Annotated in this window: 18 protein-coding genes; 17 read left to right on the top strand and 1 reads right to left on the bottom strand. The window is 72.3% G+C overall.

What is annotated here, in order from left to right:
• The first annotated feature begins 24 nt into the window (after positions 1 to 24).
• From hisG to NBW76_RS10010, 3 genes are read left to right on the top strand one after another with little or no spacing between them, the layout of a single operon-like run.
• On the top strand, positions 25 to 876 hold the full coding sequence (gene hisG / locus NBW76_RS10000) for an ATP phosphoribosyltransferase (protein ID WP_056554981.1): 852 nt from the start codon (positions 25 to 27) through the stop codon (positions 874 to 876).
• A complete protein-coding gene (locus NBW76_RS10005) occupies positions 873 to 1,286 on the top strand; it encodes a PH domain-containing protein (protein ID WP_055970379.1) in 414 nt (137 codons plus the stop codon). The genes hisG and NBW76_RS10005 overlap by 4 nt, the downstream gene beginning before the upstream one ends.
• On the top strand, positions 1,283 to 1,768 hold the full coding sequence (locus NBW76_RS10010; protein WP_055970377.1) for an SseB family protein: 486 nt from the start codon (positions 1,283 to 1,285) through the stop codon (positions 1,766 to 1,768). Before NBW76_RS10005 ends, NBW76_RS10010 begins: the two co-directional genes overlap by 4 nt.
• Before the next feature lie 176 nt (positions 1,769 to 1,944).
• Here NBW76_RS10010 and NBW76_RS10015 read toward each other — a convergent pair whose 3' ends face one another.
• Positions 1,945 to 2,949 (bottom strand): GNAT family N-acetyltransferase, encoded by a 1,005-nt coding sequence (locus tag NBW76_RS10015; RefSeq protein WP_055970375.1) that lies wholly within the window; start codon positions 2,947 to 2,949, stop codon positions 1,945 to 1,947.
• A 286-nt stretch (positions 2,950 to 3,235) separates the two neighbouring features.
• Between NBW76_RS10015 and infC the strand changes: the two genes are divergently transcribed.
• The 14 genes from infC (at position 3,236) to argF (ending at position 18,400) form a co-directional block, all read left to right on the top strand.
• Entirely contained in the window at positions 3,236 to 3,964 is a 729-nt protein-coding gene (infC, locus tag NBW76_RS10020; protein ID WP_055970373.1) for a translation initiation factor IF-3, read from the top strand.
• A 1-nt stretch (position 3,965) separates the two neighbouring features.
• Entirely contained in the window at positions 3,966 to 4,160 is a 195-nt protein-coding gene (rpmI, locus tag NBW76_RS10025; RefSeq protein ID WP_055970371.1) for a 50S ribosomal protein L35, read from the top strand.
• A 27-nt stretch (positions 4,161 to 4,187) separates the two neighbouring features.
• Entirely contained in the window at positions 4,188 to 4,580 is a 393-nt protein-coding gene (gene rplT, locus NBW76_RS10030) for a 50S ribosomal protein L20 (RefSeq protein ID WP_055970368.1), read from the top strand.
• A gap of 41 nt (positions 4,581 to 4,621) precedes the next feature.
• Entirely contained in the window at positions 4,622 to 5,425 is an 804-nt protein-coding gene (locus NBW76_RS10035; RefSeq protein WP_235492994.1) for an RNA methyltransferase, read from the top strand.
• The gene (locus NBW76_RS10040) at positions 5,422 to 6,141 is read left to right on the top strand and encodes a 3-keto-5-aminohexanoate cleavage protein (protein ID WP_056554978.1); all 720 of its coding nucleotides are present in this window, start codon (positions 5,422 to 5,424) and stop codon (positions 6,139 to 6,141) included. Before NBW76_RS10035 ends, NBW76_RS10040 begins: the two co-directional genes overlap by 4 nt.
• A gap of 23 nt (positions 6,142 to 6,164) precedes the next feature.
• The gene (locus tag NBW76_RS10045) at positions 6,165 to 7,211 is read left to right on the top strand and encodes an ATP-binding protein (protein WP_056554976.1); all 1,047 of its coding nucleotides are present in this window, start codon (positions 6,165 to 6,167) and stop codon (positions 7,209 to 7,211) included.
• 78 nt (positions 7,212 to 7,289) lie between these two features.
• On the top strand, positions 7,290 to 8,393 hold the full coding sequence (pheS, locus tag NBW76_RS10050; protein ID WP_056554973.1) for a phenylalanine--tRNA ligase subunit alpha: 1,104 nt from the start codon (positions 7,290 to 7,292) through the stop codon (positions 8,391 to 8,393).
• Between the two features lie 2 nt (positions 8,394 to 8,395).
• Positions 8,396 to 10,909, top strand: coding sequence for a phenylalanine--tRNA ligase subunit beta (pheT, locus tag NBW76_RS10055; RefSeq protein WP_056554970.1), 2,514 nt, complete (start codon positions 8,396 to 8,398; stop codon positions 10,907 to 10,909).
• 451 nt (positions 10,910 to 11,360) lie between these two features.
• Positions 11,361 to 12,794, top strand: coding sequence for an argininosuccinate synthase (gene argG, locus NBW76_RS10060; RefSeq protein WP_055970358.1), 1,434 nt, complete (start codon positions 11,361 to 11,363; stop codon positions 12,792 to 12,794).
• 43 nt (positions 12,795 to 12,837) lie between these two features.
• Positions 12,838 to 13,896, top strand: a complete 1,059-nt coding sequence (gene argC, locus NBW76_RS10065; RefSeq protein ID WP_056554967.1) for an N-acetyl-gamma-glutamyl-phosphate reductase — start codon at positions 12,838 to 12,840, stop codon at positions 13,894 to 13,896.
• 118 nt (positions 13,897 to 14,014) lie between these two features.
• Positions 14,015 to 15,217 (top strand): bifunctional glutamate N-acetyltransferase/amino-acid acetyltransferase ArgJ, encoded by a 1,203-nt coding sequence (gene argJ / locus NBW76_RS10070; protein WP_056554964.1) that lies wholly within the window; start codon positions 14,015 to 14,017, stop codon positions 15,215 to 15,217.
• Between the two features lie 8 nt (positions 15,218 to 15,225).
• Complete coding sequence (argB, locus tag NBW76_RS10075; RefSeq protein WP_082480847.1) at positions 15,226 to 16,236, top strand: acetylglutamate kinase; 1,011 nt, start codon at positions 15,226 to 15,228, stop codon at positions 16,234 to 16,236.
• Positions 16,233 to 17,480: an acetylornithine transaminase gene (locus NBW76_RS10080; RefSeq protein WP_082480848.1), complete on the top strand. Its 1,248-nt coding sequence runs from the start codon at positions 16,233 to 16,235 to the stop codon at positions 17,478 to 17,480. Before argB ends, NBW76_RS10080 begins: the two co-directional genes overlap by 4 nt.
• Positions 17,477 to 18,400: an ornithine carbamoyltransferase gene (gene argF / locus NBW76_RS10085; RefSeq protein WP_055970352.1), complete on the top strand. Its 924-nt coding sequence runs from the start codon at positions 17,477 to 17,479 to the stop codon at positions 18,398 to 18,400. The genes NBW76_RS10080 and argF overlap by 4 nt, the downstream gene beginning before the upstream one ends.
• Positions 18,401 to 18,407: the final 7 nt, after the last annotated feature.

The following is an 18,407-nucleotide window of genomic DNA, read 5'->3' on the forward strand; positions in this document are numbered from 1 at the left end:
CTCCTTCGTCAGAAAGTCACCACCATGCTGAGAGTGGCCGTTCCCAACAAGGGCGCCCTGTCCGACGCCGCCAGCCAGATCCTCGCGGAGGCGGGCTACCGCCAGCGCCGCAACACCAAGGACCTCGTCCTCGTCGACGCCGAGAACGACGTCGAGTTCTTCTACCTGCGACCCCGCGACATCGCCGTCTACGTGGGGGAGGGCACGCTCGACGTCGGCATCACCGGCCGTGACCTCCTGCTCGACTCCGCGGCCCCGGCGGCCGAGCAGATCGGCCTGGGCTTCGGGGCCTCGACGTTCCGCTTCGCCGCGCCGACCGGCTCCATGTCCGCGATCGCCGAGCTCGAGGGCAAGCGGATCGCGACCTCGTACCCCGTCATCGTGCAGGACTACCTGAGCGCGCGCGGGGTCGCGGCGACCGTGGTCCGCCTCGACGGTGCGGTCGAGTCCTCCATCCGCCTCGGCGTGGCCGACGCGATCGCCGACGTCGTCGAGACCGGGAGCACGCTGCGCCAGGCCGACCTCGCGGTGTTCGGCGACCCGATCCTCTCGTCCGAGGCCGTCCTCATCACGCGCGGCGAGGCAGGAACGGGCGAGCCCGACGGGTACGCCGTGTTCAAGCGTCGTCTCGACAGCGTCCTCGTCGCCCGGACGTACGTGATGATGGACTACGACATCCGCGTGGAGCACGTCGAACGGGCGGTCGAGCTCACGCCGGGCATCGAGTCGCCCACCGTGTCCCCGCTCCATCGTGAGGGCTGGGTCGCGGTGCGCTCGATGGTGCCGCGCGACGCCGCCCAGAAGATCATGGACAGCCTCTACGAGCTGGGCGCCCGCGGCATCCTCGTGACCGACATCCTGGCGTGCCGGGTATGACCACGCACCGTCCCGGCGGGACCCGCTACGTCGCCTACGGGTCCTGCGTGGCCCTGGTGGCGATGTCGGTCGCGATCACCTTCGCGCTGCCGCAGGAGATCCGGTCCCAGGTCACGCTCTCCCAGGCGCTCACGCTGTACGGCTCCATCGCGGTCTTCATCGTGATCCTGCACGGCATCGGTCGCAGCCGGGTGACGGTGTCCGACGACGAGCTCGAGGTCGTGAACGGGTACCGCACGCACCACGTGCCGTGGAACCGGGTGAAGGGCTTCGCCTTCGGCGAGGGCGCACCCTGGCCCACCCTCGTGACGGTCGACGACGAGAGGCTGATGCTGTTCGCCCTGCAGGGCACGAGCGGCCACGGCCGGGTGCGTCAGGTCGTCGACGACCTGGTGCGGCGCGTCCCGTGACCGGTCGCTCGCTGGCCGAGCCGGCGTTCCCCGACGACGACGGACGACTCGATCCTCGCCTCGGCGCTGCCCTGGGCGACACGGTGGCCGTCCTGGCGGTCCTCGGCTCCGTGCGCGTCTTCGTGCCCGTGGTCGCCACGCTCGGCGCCGCGAGCCAGGCCGCCGGCCCCGAGGCCCTGACCAGCGGGGACAAGGACGCCGACATGGCCGCGGTGCTGATGACCGGCGCCGACGGCCGCCAGGCGCTTCTGACGTTCAGCAGCCTCGATGCGATGGCACGGTGGAACCCGCAGGCCCGACCGGTTCCCGTGTGGGGCCAGGCGGCCGCCGTGGCGGCGCAGTCCGAGGGCGCCACGGCGCTGCTGCTCGACCTCGGCTCCCCGCACTTCCAGGTCGTGGAGACCGACGACCTGCGGCACCTGGCGGCGGGGGACCGGTTGGTCTCCACCGACGTCGGCCACGCGTGGGTGACCGGAGGCTGACGAAGGTCGCGACGGCCGGTGCGCCGGTGCGGCGGCTGTCGTCCTGGTGGTGCGCTGCCGCGGGCGACTGATCCTCCGGTGCGGTGTCGCACGGGTCCTGCCCCGGTGGGTCGAGACCTCTGCGGCAGCGCAGCGGCGGGGCGAGCCGAGGCAGGGCAGCAGCGAGCAGGACCTCCTCACGCGCTCTCGGCCGCCCGAACCCCGGCGAGCGGGACGGTGATGTGCACGGCGGCGTCGTGCCGCTCCACCCGGGCGACGAAGCCCGCCGCGCCCACGGCACGCAGCAGCATGTCGTTCGATCCCGCGGACACGAACGTGAGGTGCTCGGCGCCCTGCGCCTTGGCGTGCCGTGCGGCGTGCTTGACCAGCAACGTGCCGAAGCCGCGCCCCTGCCAGGCGTCCTCGACCAGCAGCTGGAAGACCAGTCGGTCCTCGAGCGGCTCGAGCACCCCGTGACCCACCAGGTCGAGACCGACCTGGACGACGATCGCGAGGCCACGCTCGGGAGTCACCAGCCGCCGTGCCATCCGCGTCGTCATCGGCATGCGCAGAGGGACCTGGTAGCGGGTGTAGAGGGTGTCGACGCTGCACCGCTCGTGCAGTGCCGCCACGGCCTCGATGTCGGCGAGTCCGGCCAGGCGGACCAGCGGCATCGGGTGGCGGGGCGAGGGTGCGATGAGGGGCACGTCGACGCCGGCGTCGCTCACGAGCGACAGCAGGGCCTGCGCGCGCGCCCGCTCGACCGCGGTGAAGGGGACAGCCCGGCTGATCCGCAGGGCGCTGCCGTTGCGGCGCCGCAGGTCCAGCACGTCGTGGCCCGCGTAGTCGGCCACGTCGGGCGGCTCGGTGGCGAGCAGCTCGGCGAGCACGTCCTCGACGTCACGTCCCTCCTCCAGGACCTGGTGGACGGCGTCCAGGTAGCGCGTCGGCGTGTCCAGCACGGCGTCCTCGTCGGCACGGGTGACCGCGACGGCGGTGCCCCCGGCCCCGACGAAGAGCTCCGCGAGGCCGACGTCGGTCCAGTCGTCGCCGGCCTCCACGACGAACTCGTCGGTGACCGTGGGACGGGTCGAGAAGACCTGCATCCCGACGATGTTCACGTCGGCCTCGCCGCACGCCAGTGCGATCCGGCCCAGCAGACCGGGCCGATCCGGGAACGTGGCCCTGACCCTCCACCTCATCTCGACACCTCCTGCGCCCATGCTGGGCGGCCGGTGTTGCCCGTCGACGTCCGCCGTGTTTCGCCCGGATGTCGGCTGTTCCGGACCGCGGCCGAGGGGTGCCGGCGCGCCGATTTTCACGAGGGCGCGAGGGTTTGCTATCCTGGGGGAGAAGTGGAGGCCCACCTCCCACCTGCTCGATCCGCGGATCGGGGGGTACCTCGGCCGGTACGCCCGGCCGAGCGACGCTGTTCGGTTCGCACCGACGGCGTGCATCGGTGGCCTCCGTCCTGTCGGACGGGGGCCATTGTCGTGGGCCTCCTGGACACAGACCACAGGAGGATCCATCAGCACAGAGCTGCGCGTCAACGACCGCATCCGCGTACCCGAGGTCCGGCTCGTCGGACCCGGCGGTGAGCAGGTCGGCATCGTTCGCATCGAGGACGCCCTGCGCCTCGCTGCCGAGTCCGACCTCGACCTCGTCGAGGTCGCCCCGACGGCCCGCCCCCCGGTGTGCCGCCTCATGGACTACGGCAAGTTCAAGTACGAGGCCGCCCAGAAGGCACGCGAGTCACGACGCAACCAGACGAACACCATCATCAAGGAGATGAAGCTTCGTCCGAAGATCGACCAGCACGACTACGACACCAAGAAGGGTCACGTCGTGCGGTTCCTGAGGGCGGGCGACAAGGTCAAGATCACGATCATGTTCCGCGGCCGCGAGCAGCACCGACCCGAGCTCGGGTACCGCCTGCTGCAGAAGCTGGGCGAGGACGTGGCTGACCTCGGCGTCGTCGAGGCGCACCCGCGCCAGGACGGCCGCAACATGACGATGGTGCTCGCGCCGCTGAAGAAGAAGTCCGAGGCCCAGGCCGAGGTCAAGGCCGAGAAGGCCAAGACCACCGCTGAGAAGACCGCGGAGCGTGAAGCCGAGGCGGCCGCCGACAAGGCGCACCGCGAGGCCCAGAAGAAGACTGCGACGCCGAAGAAGCCCCGGCGTCGAAGCGAGAACCTCGACCCAGACATGGAGGCATGAGATGCCGAAGTTCAAGCCCCACTCGGGCATGAAGAAGCGCGTCAAGATCACCGGCAAGGGCAAGCTCCGTCGCGAGCAGACCGGCCGCCGGCACCTCTTGGAGCACAAGCCCAGCACCCGCACGCGCCGTCTCGACGGCACGGTCGACGTGTCCAAGGCCGACACCAAGATGGTCAAGAAGCTGCTCGGTCGCTGACCGCACCCCACCCGAAGGAGAACCCCTATGGCACGCGTCAAGCGTTCCGTCAACGCGCAGAAGAAGCGCCGCGAGACCCTCGAGCGGGCGTCCGGCTACCGTGGCCAGCGCTCGCGCCTGTACCGCAAGGCCAAGGAGCAGGTCACTCACTCCCTGGTCTACAACTACCGTGACCGCAAGGCCAAGAAGGGCGACTTCCGTCGTCTCTGGATCCAGCGCATCAACGCTGCCGTCCGCGCCGAGGGCCTCACGTACAACCGCTTCATCCAGGGCCTCAAGGCCGCGGGTGTCGAGGTCGACCGCAAGATGCTCGCCGAGCTGGCCGTCAACGAGCCGGCCGCGTTCAGCGCCCTCGTCCAGGTCGCGAAGGACAACCTTCCGGCCGACGTGAACGCGCCCAAGGAAGACGCGACGGCCTGACCGCCCTCGCACCGACGCCCGTGGCAAGCCCCGAGCACACCGTGACCGTCCGCAGCGGACGGATCAAGCGTGCTCGACGGCTTGCCACGCGGCGTTTCCGGGCCGAGACCGGCGAGTTCCTCGCCGAGGGCCCGCAGGCCGTGCGCGAGGCCCTCGCCGTGCCCGACGTGGTGCTCGAGGTCTTCGCCACCGCCGCGGCGCAGGAGAGGCACCCGCTCCTGCACCAGGCGGCCGACGCCGCCTCCGTCACCTGGACGGTGGTCGACGACGAGGTGCTCGCCGAGGTCGCCGACGCCACCACGCCCCAGGGCATCGTGGCCGTGTGCCGCACGGTCGTCAGGGGCCTCGAGGCCGTGCCGGACGAGGCGCGTCTCGTGGTGGTGTGCCACGACATGCGCGACCCCGGCAACGCCGGTGCGGTCATCCGGTGCGCCGACGCCGCCGGCGCGGACGCCGTGGTGCTGTCGGCCGACAGCGTGGACCCCACGAACCCGAAGGCCGTCCGGGCCGGTGCCGGCAGCCTGTTCCACCTCCCCGTCGTGGTCCACCGCGACCACGGCGAGGTGCTCGAGGCGCTTCGGGCACGCGGTCTCCAGGTGCTCGCCACCGACGGCGACGCCGACGTCGACCTCTTCGACGCCGATCGCGAGGGCTCGGGTCTCGACCTGGCCGCCCCGACGGCCTGGGTCATGGGCAACGAGGCCCAGGGACTGCCCGCCGAGGTGCGCGACGCCGCCGACCTCGCCGTGGCCGTGCCGATCCTCGGCCGCGCCGAGAGCCTGAACCTGGCCACCGCAGCCGCGGTGTGCCTCTACGCCAGTGCGCGTGCCCAGGGAGATCGATGACCACCACCGTCCTGCAGTGCTGCCTGAACGGGTCCCGCGACGTCGACGAGCACCCCGGGGTGCCGGTCACCGCCGAGTCCTGCGCCGCCGACGCCGCCGCCGTCGTCGCCGCCGGCGCCCAGGACCTGCACGTGCACCCGCGCACGGGCGACGGACGCGACAGCCTCGAGCCGGCCGACGTCGCGCACTGGGTCGAGGCGGTCCGCGCCGTCGTCGACGTCCCGGTGGGGGTCACCACGGGTGCGTGGGCCTGGACCGGTGGGACCTCGCCGGCCCGCGCCGTGGCCGCGTGGACGGTGCTGCCCGACCACGCGTCGGTCAACTGGCACGAGCGCGACGCCGTCGACCTCGCGGCGGCGCTCGTCGACCGCGGCGTCCAGCTGAGTGCCGGCCTCTGGACCGAGGACGCGGCCCGCGACTGGCTCGCCTCCACGTGGCGCGAGCACACGTCGGTGGTGCTGCTCGAGCTGGCCGACGCCCCCGACCAGCGCGAGACGGCCGAGGCGCTCCTGGAGCTGGTGCGTCCGACCGGCATCCCGGTCCTGCTGCACGGGGAGGGCCGCTCGGCCTGGCCGATGCTGGACCTCGCGGTCGAGCTCGGGGTCTCCACGCGCATCGGGCTGGAGGACGTCGTCGAGGGCCCGGACGGCGAGCACGTCGACGGCAACCTCGCGCTCGTGGAGCTCGCGTCGGCACGCGGCGCTCGTCGCGAGTAGTTCATTCGTACTAGATTCCTTCCATGGACCTCGACGACTTCCCCGACGGCGTGGTCATCGCCGGTGCGGACGGGATCGTCGAGTACGTCAACGGACGCATCGAGAAGATGGCGCGGGCCGCGCCGGGCGAGATGCTCGGGATGCACCTGTCCGACGCCATGCCGTTCGACGACCTGAACGGCAACAGCTGGTACGACTCCACCCACCCCTACGACGGGCTGAACATCCGGAACCGGCTCTCCGAGCAGTCCTGGTACTCGCCGCGGGGCAGCGAGTACCTCGTGACGGCCCGGCTGGTGCGTGACCGGCCCGGCGGCACGGTGGTCAAGGTCATCGCGAGCGTGCGCAACGCGAAGGTGCGCAACCAGCGGGACCGTGAGCGGTCGGACCTGGTGGCCACCGTCGCCCACGAGCTGCGGTCGCCCCTCACGGGCATCAAGGGCTTCACCGCCACCCTCCTGTCGAAGTGGGACCGCTTCTCCGAGGAGCAGCGCCAGTTCATGCTCGAGACGGTCGACTCCGACGCGGACCGCCTCAGTCGACTCATCACCGAGCTCCTCGACGCCGCCCGCATCGACGCAGGCCGGCTCACCCTGCGTCGCGGACCCGTGAAGCTCGACGAGGTCGTCAGGGGAGTCCTGCGCAGCGCCTCGGCCGGTGGTGAGCCCTTCGAGCTCTCCACGATCGGCGAGCCGCACCTGGTGTGGGGCGACGCCGACCGGATGACCCAGGTGGCCACCAACCTGATCGAGAACGCCATGCGGCACGGGCACGGTCTCCGGAAGGTCGTGGTCGAGCACCTGGGCGAGGACGACGCCGTCGCCGGAGGTGGGGGAGCGGTGCTGGAGATCCACGACCAGGGGCCCGGCATCCCCGAGGAGATGCGCCAGCGCGTGTTCAGCCGCTTCTGGCGCTCCGGTCCCGGGGCGGGCAGCGGGCTCGGCATGTACATCGTGCGCGGCATCGTCGAGGAGCACGGCGGCCGCATCGAGATCGGCGATGCCGAGGGTGGTGGCGCCTGCATCCGGGTGTGGGTGCCCGTGAACGAGCCCGACGCCCTGACCGACTGACCCGTCGCGACCGATCCGGGCCCGGCCACCGCGACCCGGGCCGGTCCCGCTGGACGGCCGGCTCACTAGACTGCTCGCGTGTCCGCCCCGAACTCCGACTACGACCCCGTCGAGGTCGCCGCGCTGGGCGAGGCCGAGGTCGCGCGCGTGCGCGACGCCGCCCTCGCCGCGATCGCCGCCGCCGACTCCCTCGACGCGCTCAAGCAGGTGCGCATCGCCCACACCGGCGACCGCTCCCCGCTCGCGCTCGCGAACCGCGAGATCGGCGCGCTCCCGCCGCAGGCCCGCAAGGACGCGGGGCAGCGGATCGGACAGGCGCGCGGGGCCGTCAACCAGGCCCTGGCTGCTCGCTCCACGGAGCTCGAGTCGCTCGAGGAGGAGCGGCGTCTCGCCGAGGAGACCGTCGACGTGACGCTGCCGACCGACGTCGAGCCGATCGGCGCCCGGCACCCCATCACCACCATCCAGGAGCACGTCGCCGACATCTTCGTCGCGATGGGCTGGGAGGTCGCGGAGGGCCCCGAGGTCGAGGCCGAGTGGCTCAACTTCGACGCGCTCAACCTGGGCCCGAACCACCCGGCGCGCACGATGCAGGACACGTTCTGGGTCGAGCCGGAGAGTGCCGCGCTGGTGCTGCGCACGCACACGTCGCCGGTCCAGGCGCGCACGATGCTCACCCGCACCCCGCCGATCTACGTCGTCTGCCCCGGCCGCGTCTACCGCACCGACGAGGCCGACGCCACGCACATGCCGGTCTTCCACCAGGTCGAGGGCCTGGCGATCGACCGCGGCCTGTCGATGGCGCACCTCAAGGGCACGCTCGACCACTTCGCCGCCGCGGTCTACGGGCCGGGGATGACCACGCGGTTCCGCCCGTCCTACTTCCCGTTCACCGAGCCGAGCGCCGAGGTCGACCTGCTCTGCTACGTCTGTCACAACGCCGCGGACGCCGTCGCCGACTGCGGCACGTGCCGCGGCGAGGGCTGGATCGAGTGGGGCGGCTGCGGCGTGGTGAACCCGCGCGTCCTGGTCGCCTGCGGCGTCGACCCCGAGGAGTACTCGGGCTTCGCCTTCGGGATGGGGCTGGACCGCACCATCACCAGCCGGTACGACATCGCCGACCTGCGCGACCTGTGGGACGGCGACATCCGCTTCACCCAGCCGTTCGGAGTTGGTCTGTAGACATGCGTGTCCCTGTGGAGTGGCTGCGGTCGCTCGTCGAGCTGCCGCCTGCCGTGACGACCGAGCAGATCGCCGACCGGCTGACGATGTACGACCTCAAGCTCGAGGAGATCGTGGGCGGCGGCATCACCGGGCCGCTCACGGTCGGGCGCGTGCTCGAGGTGCGTCCCGAGGAGCAGAAGAACGGCAAGACCATCAACTGGTGCCGCGTGGACGTCGGCCCCGAGCGGAACGAGCCGTCGGTGCCCGACGCACCGGGCGAGGACGTCCCCTCGCGCGGCATCGTGTGCGGTGCGCACAACTTCGGCGTGGGTGACCTGGTGGTCGTCTCGCTGCCGGGCACCTACCTGCCCGAGCTGGGCTTCGAGATCGGCTCGCGCAAGACCTACGGCCACGTCTCCGACGGCATGATCTGCTCCACCAGGGAGCTCGGCCTGCCCGACGACGAGACCACCGCCGACGGCATCCTCGTCCTGGCCGAGGGGTCGGCGCAGCCGGGCGACGACGCCGTGGCGCTGCTGGGCCTGGGCGACCAGACCCTCGACCTCGAGGTCAACCCCGACCGCGCGTACGCCCTCAGCCTGCGCGGCGTGGCCCGCGACGCCGCGCTCGCGTTCGACGTGCCGTTCACCGACCCCGCCGACCGCCCGATGCCTGCGGCCGACGTGCCCGCGTACCCCGTGCGGGTCGAGGACTCCGAGGGCTGCCCGGTCTTCACGACGCTGGTCGTCACGGGCGTCGACCCGACTCGTCCCACGCCCGCGTGGATGGCCCGTCGCATCACCGACGCCGGCATGCGGTCCATCTCCCTGGCCGTCGACGTCTCCAACTACGTGATGCTCGAGCTGGGCCAGCCCAACCACTGCTACGACCGCGACACGGTCCGCGGCGACATCGTCGTGCGGCGCGCACAGGCGGGCGAGACGCTGACGACGCTCGACGACGTCGAGCGCACGCTCACGCCCGAGGACCTCGTGATCGCCGACGACTCCGGTCCCATCGGTCTGGCCGGTGTCATGGGCGGCGCCTCGACCGAGCTCTCGGACACGAGCACGTCCGTCGTCGTCGAGGCCGCGTACTGGGACCCGGTGACCATCTTCCGGGCCGTCAAGCGGCACCGCCTGCCCTCGGAGGCCGCCAAGCGCTACGAGCGCGGCGTCGACCCCGAGCTCACGCTCGTCGGGGCGGCCCGCGTGGCCGAGCTGCTGGTGGAGCTCGGGGGCGGCACCCTGGAGCCCGGCGCCACCATGGTCGGCGAGCCGCCGGCGCGCACGGCCGTCACGGTCCCCGTCGACCTGCCCGCCCGCATCAGTGGCGTGCCGATCTCGGTCGACGACGCCCAGCGCACGTTCGAGCGCAACGGCTGCACGGTCGAGCGGGAGGGCGACGTCCTCCACGTGACCCCGCCCAGCTGGCGCTTCGACCTGAACGACCCCTACGACTTCGTCGAGGAGGCGCTGCGGACCGCAGGCTACGACCAGGTGCCGTCGGTCCTGCCGACGCCCACCGGCGGTCGTGGCCTGACCCGCCACCAGGAGCTGCGTCGGCGCGTGGGCCACGTGCTGGCCGGCGCCGGACTGGTGGAGGTCACCACCCTGCCCTTCGTGGGCGAGGCGGACCTCGACCGGCTGGCGCTCCCCGCCGACGACGTCCGTCGCCGTCAGGTGCGGCTGGCCAACCCGTTGTCGGCGCAGGAGCCCGGCCTCACGACCACGCTCCTCGTCGGCCTGCTCCGCTCGGCCGCGCTCAACGTCGGCCGCGGTCACGAGGCCGTGCAGATCAGCGAGATCGGCCGTGTCTTCCACCCACGCCCCGGCGCTCCCGCAGCGCCGATCTACGGCACGGACCGCAGGCCGACGAGCGACGAGATCGCCGCGCTCGACGCGGCCCTGCCCGACCAGCCGTTCCATGCCGGGTGGGTCCTGGCCGGGGAGCGGGAGCGTTCCGGCTGGGCCGGACCGGGGCGGGCGGCCACCTGGGCGGACGCCGTCGCGGTGGCGCGCCGACTCGCGGACGCCCTGCACGTCGACCTCACGGTCGAGCAGGCCCAGGTCGCGCCGTTCCACCAGGGACGTTGCGCTGCTCTGGTGCTCGACGGTCGCGTGGTCGGGCACGCGGGTGAGCTCCACCCGTCGGTGCTCAAGGAGTACGGACTCCCGGCGCGATCGGTGGCGGGAGAGGTGGACCTCGACGCGCTGCTCGCGGCGTCGCCCGAGGTCGGCCCGCGCCCGGACTTCTCGACCTACCCCGTGGCCAAGGAGGACCTCGCCTTCATCGTCGACGCCGGCGTGACGGCCGAGGCACTGCGCTCCGCGCTCGCCGCGGCCCACGAGGTGGTCGAGTCGGTGCGACTGTTCGACGTGTACACCGGGGCACCGGTGCCCGAGGGGCAGAAGTCGCTCGCCTTCGCAGTGCGGCTGCGCGCCCCGGACCGCACCCTCAAGGACGCCGAGATCGCCGAGGCCCGTGCTGCGCTCGTCGCGGCGGGGGAGTCGCTGGGGGGCGTGCTGCGCTGAGGCCCGTCCTGCGGTCGCGTCGGTCTGGGTCGGTCTCGTCCTGCGGCTGCGTCGGCACGGCCTCGCCCGGGCCCGGCCTCCGAAAGGCCTCGACCGATGGCTGGGCGGTGCTCGATCGAGCTCTCGGGATCCGGCCGGGCGCGGTGGATGGGGCGGAGGTGGGTGGCGCGCGGAATCGTAGGAGCGGAGGTAGGTGACGCGCCGAATGGGGCCTTCAATCGACGCGCCACCTACCTCTGGCGACCAGGATCCGCGTGCCACCTACCTCTGACGGCCGAGAGACCCGCAGCCCGAGAGCTCGGACGGCCCCAGACCGTCCGTCCGGTCGAGGCCTTTCGGAGACCGGGCCACGAAGTGTCGAGGCAGCGCACCCGCAGGCCGGTGAGAGCCGCAGCGGCACCGCGCCCACCCCCACTGCAAGACCTTGCAGACCTGTGCAAGAATGTGAGGCATGTCCAAGGTCCTCACGTCCCTGCCCGTCGGCGAGCGCGTCGGCATCGCCTTCTCCGGAGGGCTCGACACCTCCGTCGCGGTCGCCTGGATGCGCGACAAGGGCGCCGTGCCCTGCACGTACACCGCCGACATCGGCCAGTACGACGAGCCCGACATCTCGGGCATCCCCGGCCGCGCGATGCAGTACGGCGCGGAGCTGGCCCGGGCCATCGACATCAAGAAGCCGCTCGTCGAGGAGGGCCTGGCGGCGCTCGCCTGCGGTGCGTTCCACATCCGCTCCGGCGGTCGCACGTACTTCAACACCACCCCGCTCGGGCGTGCCGTCACCGGCACGCTGCTCGTGCGCGCCATGCACGAGGACGGCGTCGACATCTGGGGCGACGGGTCCACGTTCAAGGGCAACGACATCGAGCGGTTCTACCGGTACGGCCTGCTGGCCAACCCCGCGCTGCGGATCTACAAGCCCTGGCTGGACGCCGAGTTCGTGCACGAGCTGGGCGGACGCACCGAGATGAGCCAGTGGCTGACCGAGCGGGACCTGCCCTACCGGGACAGCCAGGAGAAGGCCTACTCCACCGACGCCAACATCTGGGGCGCCACCCACGAGGCCAAGACGCTCGAGCACCTCGACGTCTCGCTCGAGACGGTCGAGCCGATCATGGGCGTCAAGTTCTGGGACCCGTCGGTCGACATCGACACCGAGGACGTGACCGTCACCTTCGAGGCCGGGCGTCCCGTCGCGATCGACGGCGACACCTTCGGCGGCGACCCCGTGGCCCTCGTGCACGCGGCCAACACGATCGGCGGCCGCCACGGGCTCGGCATGTCCGACCAGATCGAGAACCGGATCATCGAGGCCAAGAGCCGCGGCATCTACGAGGCCCCGGCCATGGCGTTGCTGCACATCGCCTACGAGCGGCTCGTGAACGCGATCCACAACGAGGACACCATCGCCAACTTCCACGCGCACGGACGTCGGCTCGGGCGGCTCATGTACGAGGGACGCTGGCTCGACCCGCAGTCGATGATGCTGCGCGAGTCGGTGGAGCGCTGGATCGCCTCGCTGGTCACCGGCAGCGTCACCCTGCGGCTGCGCCGGGGCGAGGACTACTCGATCCTCGACACGCAGGGCGAGAACTTCTCCTACCACCCCGACAAGCTGTCGATGGAGCGCACCGACAACGCGGTCTTCGGTCCGACCGACCGGATCGGGCAGCTCACGATGCGCAACCTCGACATCGCCGACTCTCGCGCGAAGCTCGAGATGTACGCCGGTCAGCCGCTCGACCAGGGCCAGGTGCTCGTGGAGAACGGCACGCTCTTCGGCGAGCTCCCCGCCGGTGGTGCGATGCGGATCGAGGCCAACCCGGCGGCCGGGTCCGACACCGAGCAGGCGCTCGACGCGGCCGCCATGGAGCTCGGCACCGACTGACCGACGCGCCCACCCGACCGATCGAACCTGACAAGGTGGACCGATGACGACCTTCACAGCAGCCGTGGCCGGAGCCAGCGGCTATGCCGGCGGCGAGGTGCTGCGGCTCCTCAGCGCCCATCCCGACGTCGAGATCGGTGCGGTCACCGCCGCGTCGAGCGCCGGGTCGCGCCTGGGCGAGCACCAGCCGCACCTGGTGTCGCTCGCCGACCGCGTGATCCAGCCGACCGACGCCTCCACGCTCGGCGGGCACGACGTCGTGTTCCTCGGCCTGCCGCACGGCGAGTCCGGACGCATCGCGGCCGAGCTCGGTGACGACGTGCTCGTCATCGACTGCGGCGCCGACCACCGTCTGGAGAGCGCGGAGGACTGGACCGCGTTCTACGGCAGCGAGCACGCCGGCACGTGGCCCTACGGCCTGCCCGAGCTGTTCGTGGGCACCGGCCGCCAGCGTGACCACCTCGCCGGTGTCCGCCGCATCGCCGTCCCCGGCTGCAACGTCACCGCCGTGACCCTCGGCCTGCAGCCGGCCGTCTCCGCCGGGATCGTGGCGGCCGACGACCTCGTGGCGGTGCTCGCCAACGGCTTCTCCGGCGCCGGCAAGGCGCCCAAGGCCCACCTGCTCGCCTCCGAAGGATTGGGTGCCGCCTCGCCCTACGGCGTCGGCGGTGTGCACCGGCACGTGCCCGAGATCGTGCAGAACCTGACGAAGGCCGGCGGCGAGGGCGTGACGATCTCGTTCACCCCCACGCTCGTCCCGATGGCCCGCGGCATCCTCGCCACGTCCACGGCGCGGCTCGCCGACGGCGTCGACGCGGCTCGGGTGCGGGCCGTCTACGAAGAGGCCTACGGCGGCCCGGGCCAGGGCGAGCCGTTCGTCCACCTGCTGCCCGAGGGCCAGTGGCCCACCACGGCCGCGACGCTCGGCGCGAACACGGCGCAGCTGCAGGTCGCCGTCGACGAGGCAGCCGGCCGGCTCGTCGTGACGAGCGTCATCGACAACCTGGTCAAGGGCACCGCCGGCGGCGCCATCCAGTCCATGAACCTCGCCCTGGGTCTCCCCGAGACCACGGGCCTGACGACCACGGGGGTCGCACCATGAGCGAGCGTCAGCTGGGGGCACCACCCTGCACGGAGCGAAGCGGAGTGCTTGGGGGCGTGAACGAGGAGCACCTCATGCCGGCACTCTCGTACCGTGCTCTTCCTTCGGGGGTGGCGGCATGAGCGTGACGCGTGCGCAAGGCTTCCGGGCAGCCGGCGTGGCTGCCGGCCTGAAGTCCACCGGCGCGCCCGACGTGGCGCTGGTCGTCAACGACGGCCCGTCGACCGCCGCTGCCGCCGTCTTCACGAGCAACCGCTGCCGCGCGAACCCCGTGATCTGGAGCGCCGAGGCGATCCGCACCGGGTCGGCACGGGCCGTCGTGCTCAACTCCGGCGGAGCGAACTGCTACACCGGCGCGGAGGGGTTCCAGCTGACCCACGCCACCGCCGAGCTGGTCGCGGAGCTCCTGTCCGACGGGGGTTCCGGGCCGCGGGCGGAGAACGGCGCCGTCGGGGCCATCGACGTGCAGGTGTGCTCGACCGGCCTGATCGGTCTGCTGAACGACCGCGACGACCTGCTGGCCGGCGTGCGCGCGGCGCACGCCGAGCTGTCCGACGACGGGGGAGCGGCGGCCGCGACGGCGATCATGACCACGGACTCGGTCTCGAAGCAGGCCGCGGCGGAGGGCAGCGACGCCGAGGGGCGGACCTTCACGGTCGGCGGCATGGCCAAGGGAGCCGGCATGCTGGCGCCGGCCCTGGCGACCATGCTCGTGGTCGTCACCACCGACGCCGACGTCGACGCCGCCACGCTCGACACCGCGCTGCGCGGTGCGACGCGGGTGACCTTCGACCGGCTCGACTCCGACGGCTGCCAGTCGACCAACGACACGGTGCTGCTGCTCGCCAGCGGCGCCTCGGGTGCGACGCCCTCCGTCGAGGCGCTCACCGAGCAGGTCACGGCGGTGTGCCACGACCTCGCGCTGCAGCTGCTGGCCGATGCCGAGGGTGCCGACCACGAGATCGCCATCGAGGTCCTCAACGCCGCGACCGAGGACGACGCTGTCGAGGTCGCGCGCTCGGTGGCGCGCAGCAACCTGTTCAAGACGGCGATCTTCGGCAAGGACCCCAACTGGGGCCGCATCCTCGCCTCCGTCGGCACGACCGGCGCGGCGTTCGACCCTGCCGACCTCGACGTCGCGCTGAACGGCGTCTGGGTCTGCCGCGACAGCGGTCCGGGCGAGTCCCCCGACGCGGTCTCGCTCGAGGACCGCGCCGTGACGGTCACGATCGACCTGAAGTCGGGCGAGAGCACTGCCACGGTCTGGACCAACGACCTGACGCACGCCTACGTGCACGAGAACTCGGCCTACTCCTCCTGAGGACCACCATGACGACACCCGACGACACCCCCCAGACCGACGACGCCACCCAGGCCGACGCCGAGCCCGAGGCCGGTCACAGCCGCGAGGAGTGGCAGGAGCACACCGAGAAGGCCGCCGCCCTCGCCGGCGCCCTGCCGTGGCTGAAGCGCTACCACGGCAAGGTCGTGGTGGTGAAGTACGGCGGCAACGCCATGACCGACGAGTCCCTGAAGCAGGCGTTCGCGGAGGACATCGTGTTCCTGCGCCTCGCCGGCTTCAAGCCGGTCGTCGTCCACGGCGGCGGACCGCAGATCAGCTCCATGCTCGACCGGCTCGGCATCGAGTCCGAGTTCCGCGGTGGCCTGCGGGTCACCACGCCGGAGTCCGTGGACGTCGTGCGCATGGTGCTCACGGGCCAGGTCGGACGTGAGCTCGTCGGCCTGCTCAACCGGCACGGCGCCCTCGCGGTCGGCCTCTCCGGCGAGGACGCCGGTCTGTTCACCGCGACGACCACCCGTCCGGTGATCGACGGTGTCGAGACCGACATCGGACTCGTCGGCGAGGTCACCCACGTGCGCCCGGAGGCCGTGCAGGACCTCATCGACGCCGGGCGGATCCCGGTCGTCTCCACCGTCGCGCCCGACGCGTCGGGCCAGGTCCACAACGTCAACGCCGACACCGCGGCGTCCGCCCTGGCCGTCGCGCTCGGCGCCGAGAAGATGCTCGTGCTCACCGACGTGGAGGGGCTGTACCGGGACTGGCCCGACAGCACCGACGTCATCGGCGAGATCTCCCCGGAGGCGTTGCGCGAGATCCTCCCGGGGCTCGCGTCGGGGATGATCCCCAAGATGACGGCCTGCCTGAAGGCCGTCGAGGGCGGCGTCAAGGGCGCCACCGTGGTCGACGGCCGCGAGCCGCACGCCGTCCTGCTCGAGATCTTCACCGACGAGGGCGTCGGCACCCAGGTGCTGCCCGGCGTCGAGACCCGCATCCGTACCGCGCTGTACTCCACGAGCGCACCGAAGGAGCCCTCGTGACCGGACAGCAGGACCAGACGTCGGCCCGGGCCGACCTCCCCTTCGCCTCGCAGGGTCGCCCCGAGAGCGGCGACTCCTGGACCGAGCGCTACCGCGGCGCGGTGATGAACACCTTCGGCGACCCCCAGCGGGTGCTCGTGCGCGGTGAGGGCAGCACGGTCTGGGACGTCGACGGCAACCACTACCTCGACCTGCTCGCGGGCATCGCCGTCAACGCCCTCGGACACGCCCACCCGGCGATCGTGAAGGCCGTCACCGAGCAGCTGGGCACCCTCGGCCACGTGTCGAACTTCTTCACCACCGAGCCGCAGGTGCGCCTCGCCGAGCGCCTCGCCGCCCTGCTCGACGCGGGCGACGGCGTTCCCGTGCGCACGTTCTTCGCCAACTCCGGCACCGAGGCCAACGAGGCCGCCTTCAAGGCGACCCGTCGCACGGGCCGCACCACGGTCGTCGTGGCGGAGGGCAGCTTCCACGGCCGTTCGATGGGCGCGCTCGCGCTCACGTCGAAGGCCGCCTACCGCGAGCCGTTCGAGCCGCTGCCCGGCGACGTGCGCTGGGTGCCCTACGGCGACGCCGAGGCCCTGTCCGCAGCGGTCGACGACACCGTGGCCGCCGTGCTCCTGGAGCCCATCCAGGGCGAGGCGGGCGTCGTCGTGCCGCCCGACGGGTACCTGGCGCACGCCCGCGCCGTCACGCACGAGCACGGCGCGCTGCTGTGGATCGACGAGGTGCAGACCGGTGTCGGGCGCACCGGCGCGTGGTTCGCGTTCCAGGAGTCCGGCATCGTCCCCGACCTCGTGACGCTGGCCAAGGGTCTCGGCGGCGGGTTCCCGATCGGTGCGTGCATCGGCGTCGGCGAGGCCGCCACGCTCCTCGGTCCGGGCAACCACGGCACGACGTTCGGCGGGAACCCGGTGGCCTGCGCCGCGGCGCTCGCAGTGCTCGACACGATCGAGGCCGATGGACTGCTCCAGCACGCCGTGGCGCGAGGCGACCAGCTGGCGTCCGTGCTCGAGCAGCACCCCCGGGTCGTCGAGGTCACCGGCCGCGGCCTCATGCGCGGCGTGGTGCTCACCGAGCCCCGCGCGGCCGACGTGCAGAAGGCCGCACTCGACGCCGGGCTCGTCCTGAACGCACCCACGCCCGACCGGCTGCGCATCGTCCCGCCGCTCGTGCTCACCGAGGCCGAGGCGGCCCACGCGGCGACGACGCTGTCGGCGGTGCTCGCGGAGGTGCTGGCATGACCCGCCACCTGTTGCGCGACGACGACCTGACGCCCGCCGAGCAGGCCGAGGTGCTGCAGCTCGCGCTGCGGATGAAGGCCGAGCCCTTCGCCCACCGACCGCTCGAGGGCCCGCGGTCCGTCGCGGTGGTCTTCGACAAGTCGTCCACCCGGACCCGCGTCTCGTTCTCCGTCGGCGTGGCCCAGATGGGTGGGCACTGCGTCATCCTCGACGCGGCCACCACTCAGGCGGGCCGGGGCGAGCCGGTGGCGGACACCGCCCGGGTGCTGGGCCGCATGGTCGACGCCGTCGTGTGGCGCACGTACGCGCAGGCGGGCCTGGAGGAGATGGCCCGGCATGCCGGCGTGCCCGTCGTGAACGCGCTGAGCGACGACTTCCACCCGTGCCAGCTGCTGGCCGACTGGCTCACCGTGCTCGAGCACAAGGGTCCGCTGGCGGGCCTGACGGTGGCCTACGTCGGGGATGGCGAGAACAACATGGCCCACTCCTACGTGCTGGGCGGTGCCGTGGCGGGCATGCACGTGCGGATCGGTGCGCCCGACGGGTACGCGCCGGCCGCGCACGTCGTCGCGGACGCCGAGAAGGTCGCCGCGTCCACCGGGGGATCGATCCTGCTCACCGACGACCCCGCCGAGGCCGTCGCCGGTGCCGACGTCGTCATCACCGACACCTGGGTCTCCATGGGCCACGAGGCAGAGAAGGCCGAGCGGCAGGCGATCTTCGGTCCGTACGCCGTCACGGGTGCGCTGCTCGAGCACGCCGACCCCGACGCGATCGTCATGCACTGCCTGCCGGCCTACCGCGGCCTCGAGATCGCCGAGGACGTGCTGGAGGGACCCCGCAGCGTCGTGTGGGACGAGGCCGAGAACCGTCTGCACGCTCAGAAGGCGCTGCTCGCCTTCCTGCTGGAGCGGTCCTGAGGAGCGC

This window comes from Aeromicrobium sp. Leaf245, assembly GCF_942548115.1.
Classification (GTDB): Bacteria; Actinomycetota; Actinomycetes; order Propionibacteriales; family Nocardioidaceae; genus Aeromicrobium.

Coding starts and splice junctions, on each gene's coding strand:
- rpmI (WP_055970371.1), top strand. CDS start 3,966: ATGCCGAAGTTCAAGCCCCACTCGGGCATGAAGAAGCGCGTCAAGATC.
- NBW76_RS10015 (WP_055970375.1), bottom strand. CDS start 2,949: ATGAGGTGGAGGGTCAGGGCCACGTTCCCGGATCGGCCCGGTCTGCTG.
- argF (WP_055970352.1), top strand. CDS start 17,477: ATGACCCGCCACCTGTTGCGCGACGACGACCTGACGCCCGCCGAGCAG.
- pheT (WP_056554970.1), top strand. CDS start 8,396: ATGCGTGTCCCTGTGGAGTGGCTGCGGTCGCTCGTCGAGCTGCCGCCT.
- NBW76_RS10005 (WP_055970379.1), top strand. CDS start 873: ATGACCACGCACCGTCCCGGCGGGACCCGCTACGTCGCCTACGGGTCC.
- NBW76_RS10040 (WP_056554978.1), top strand. CDS start 5,422: ATGACCACCACCGTCCTGCAGTGCTGCCTGAACGGGTCCCGCGACGTC.
- hisG (WP_056554981.1), top strand. CDS start 25: ATGCTGAGAGTGGCCGTTCCCAACAAGGGCGCCCTGTCCGACGCCGCC.
- NBW76_RS10045 (WP_056554976.1), top strand. CDS start 6,165: ATGGACCTCGACGACTTCCCCGACGGCGTGGTCATCGCCGGTGCGGAC.
- argJ (WP_056554964.1), top strand. CDS start 14,015: ATGAGCGTGACGCGTGCGCAAGGCTTCCGGGCAGCCGGCGTGGCTGCC.
- argC (WP_056554967.1), top strand. CDS start 12,838: ATGACGACCTTCACAGCAGCCGTGGCCGGAGCCAGCGGCTATGCCGGC.
- argG (WP_055970358.1), top strand. CDS start 11,361: ATGTCCAAGGTCCTCACGTCCCTGCCCGTCGGCGAGCGCGTCGGCATC.
- rplT (WP_055970368.1), top strand. CDS start 4,188: ATGGCACGCGTCAAGCGTTCCGTCAACGCGCAGAAGAAGCGCCGCGAG.
- argB (WP_082480847.1), top strand. CDS start 15,226: ATGACGACACCCGACGACACCCCCCAGACCGACGACGCCACCCAGGCC.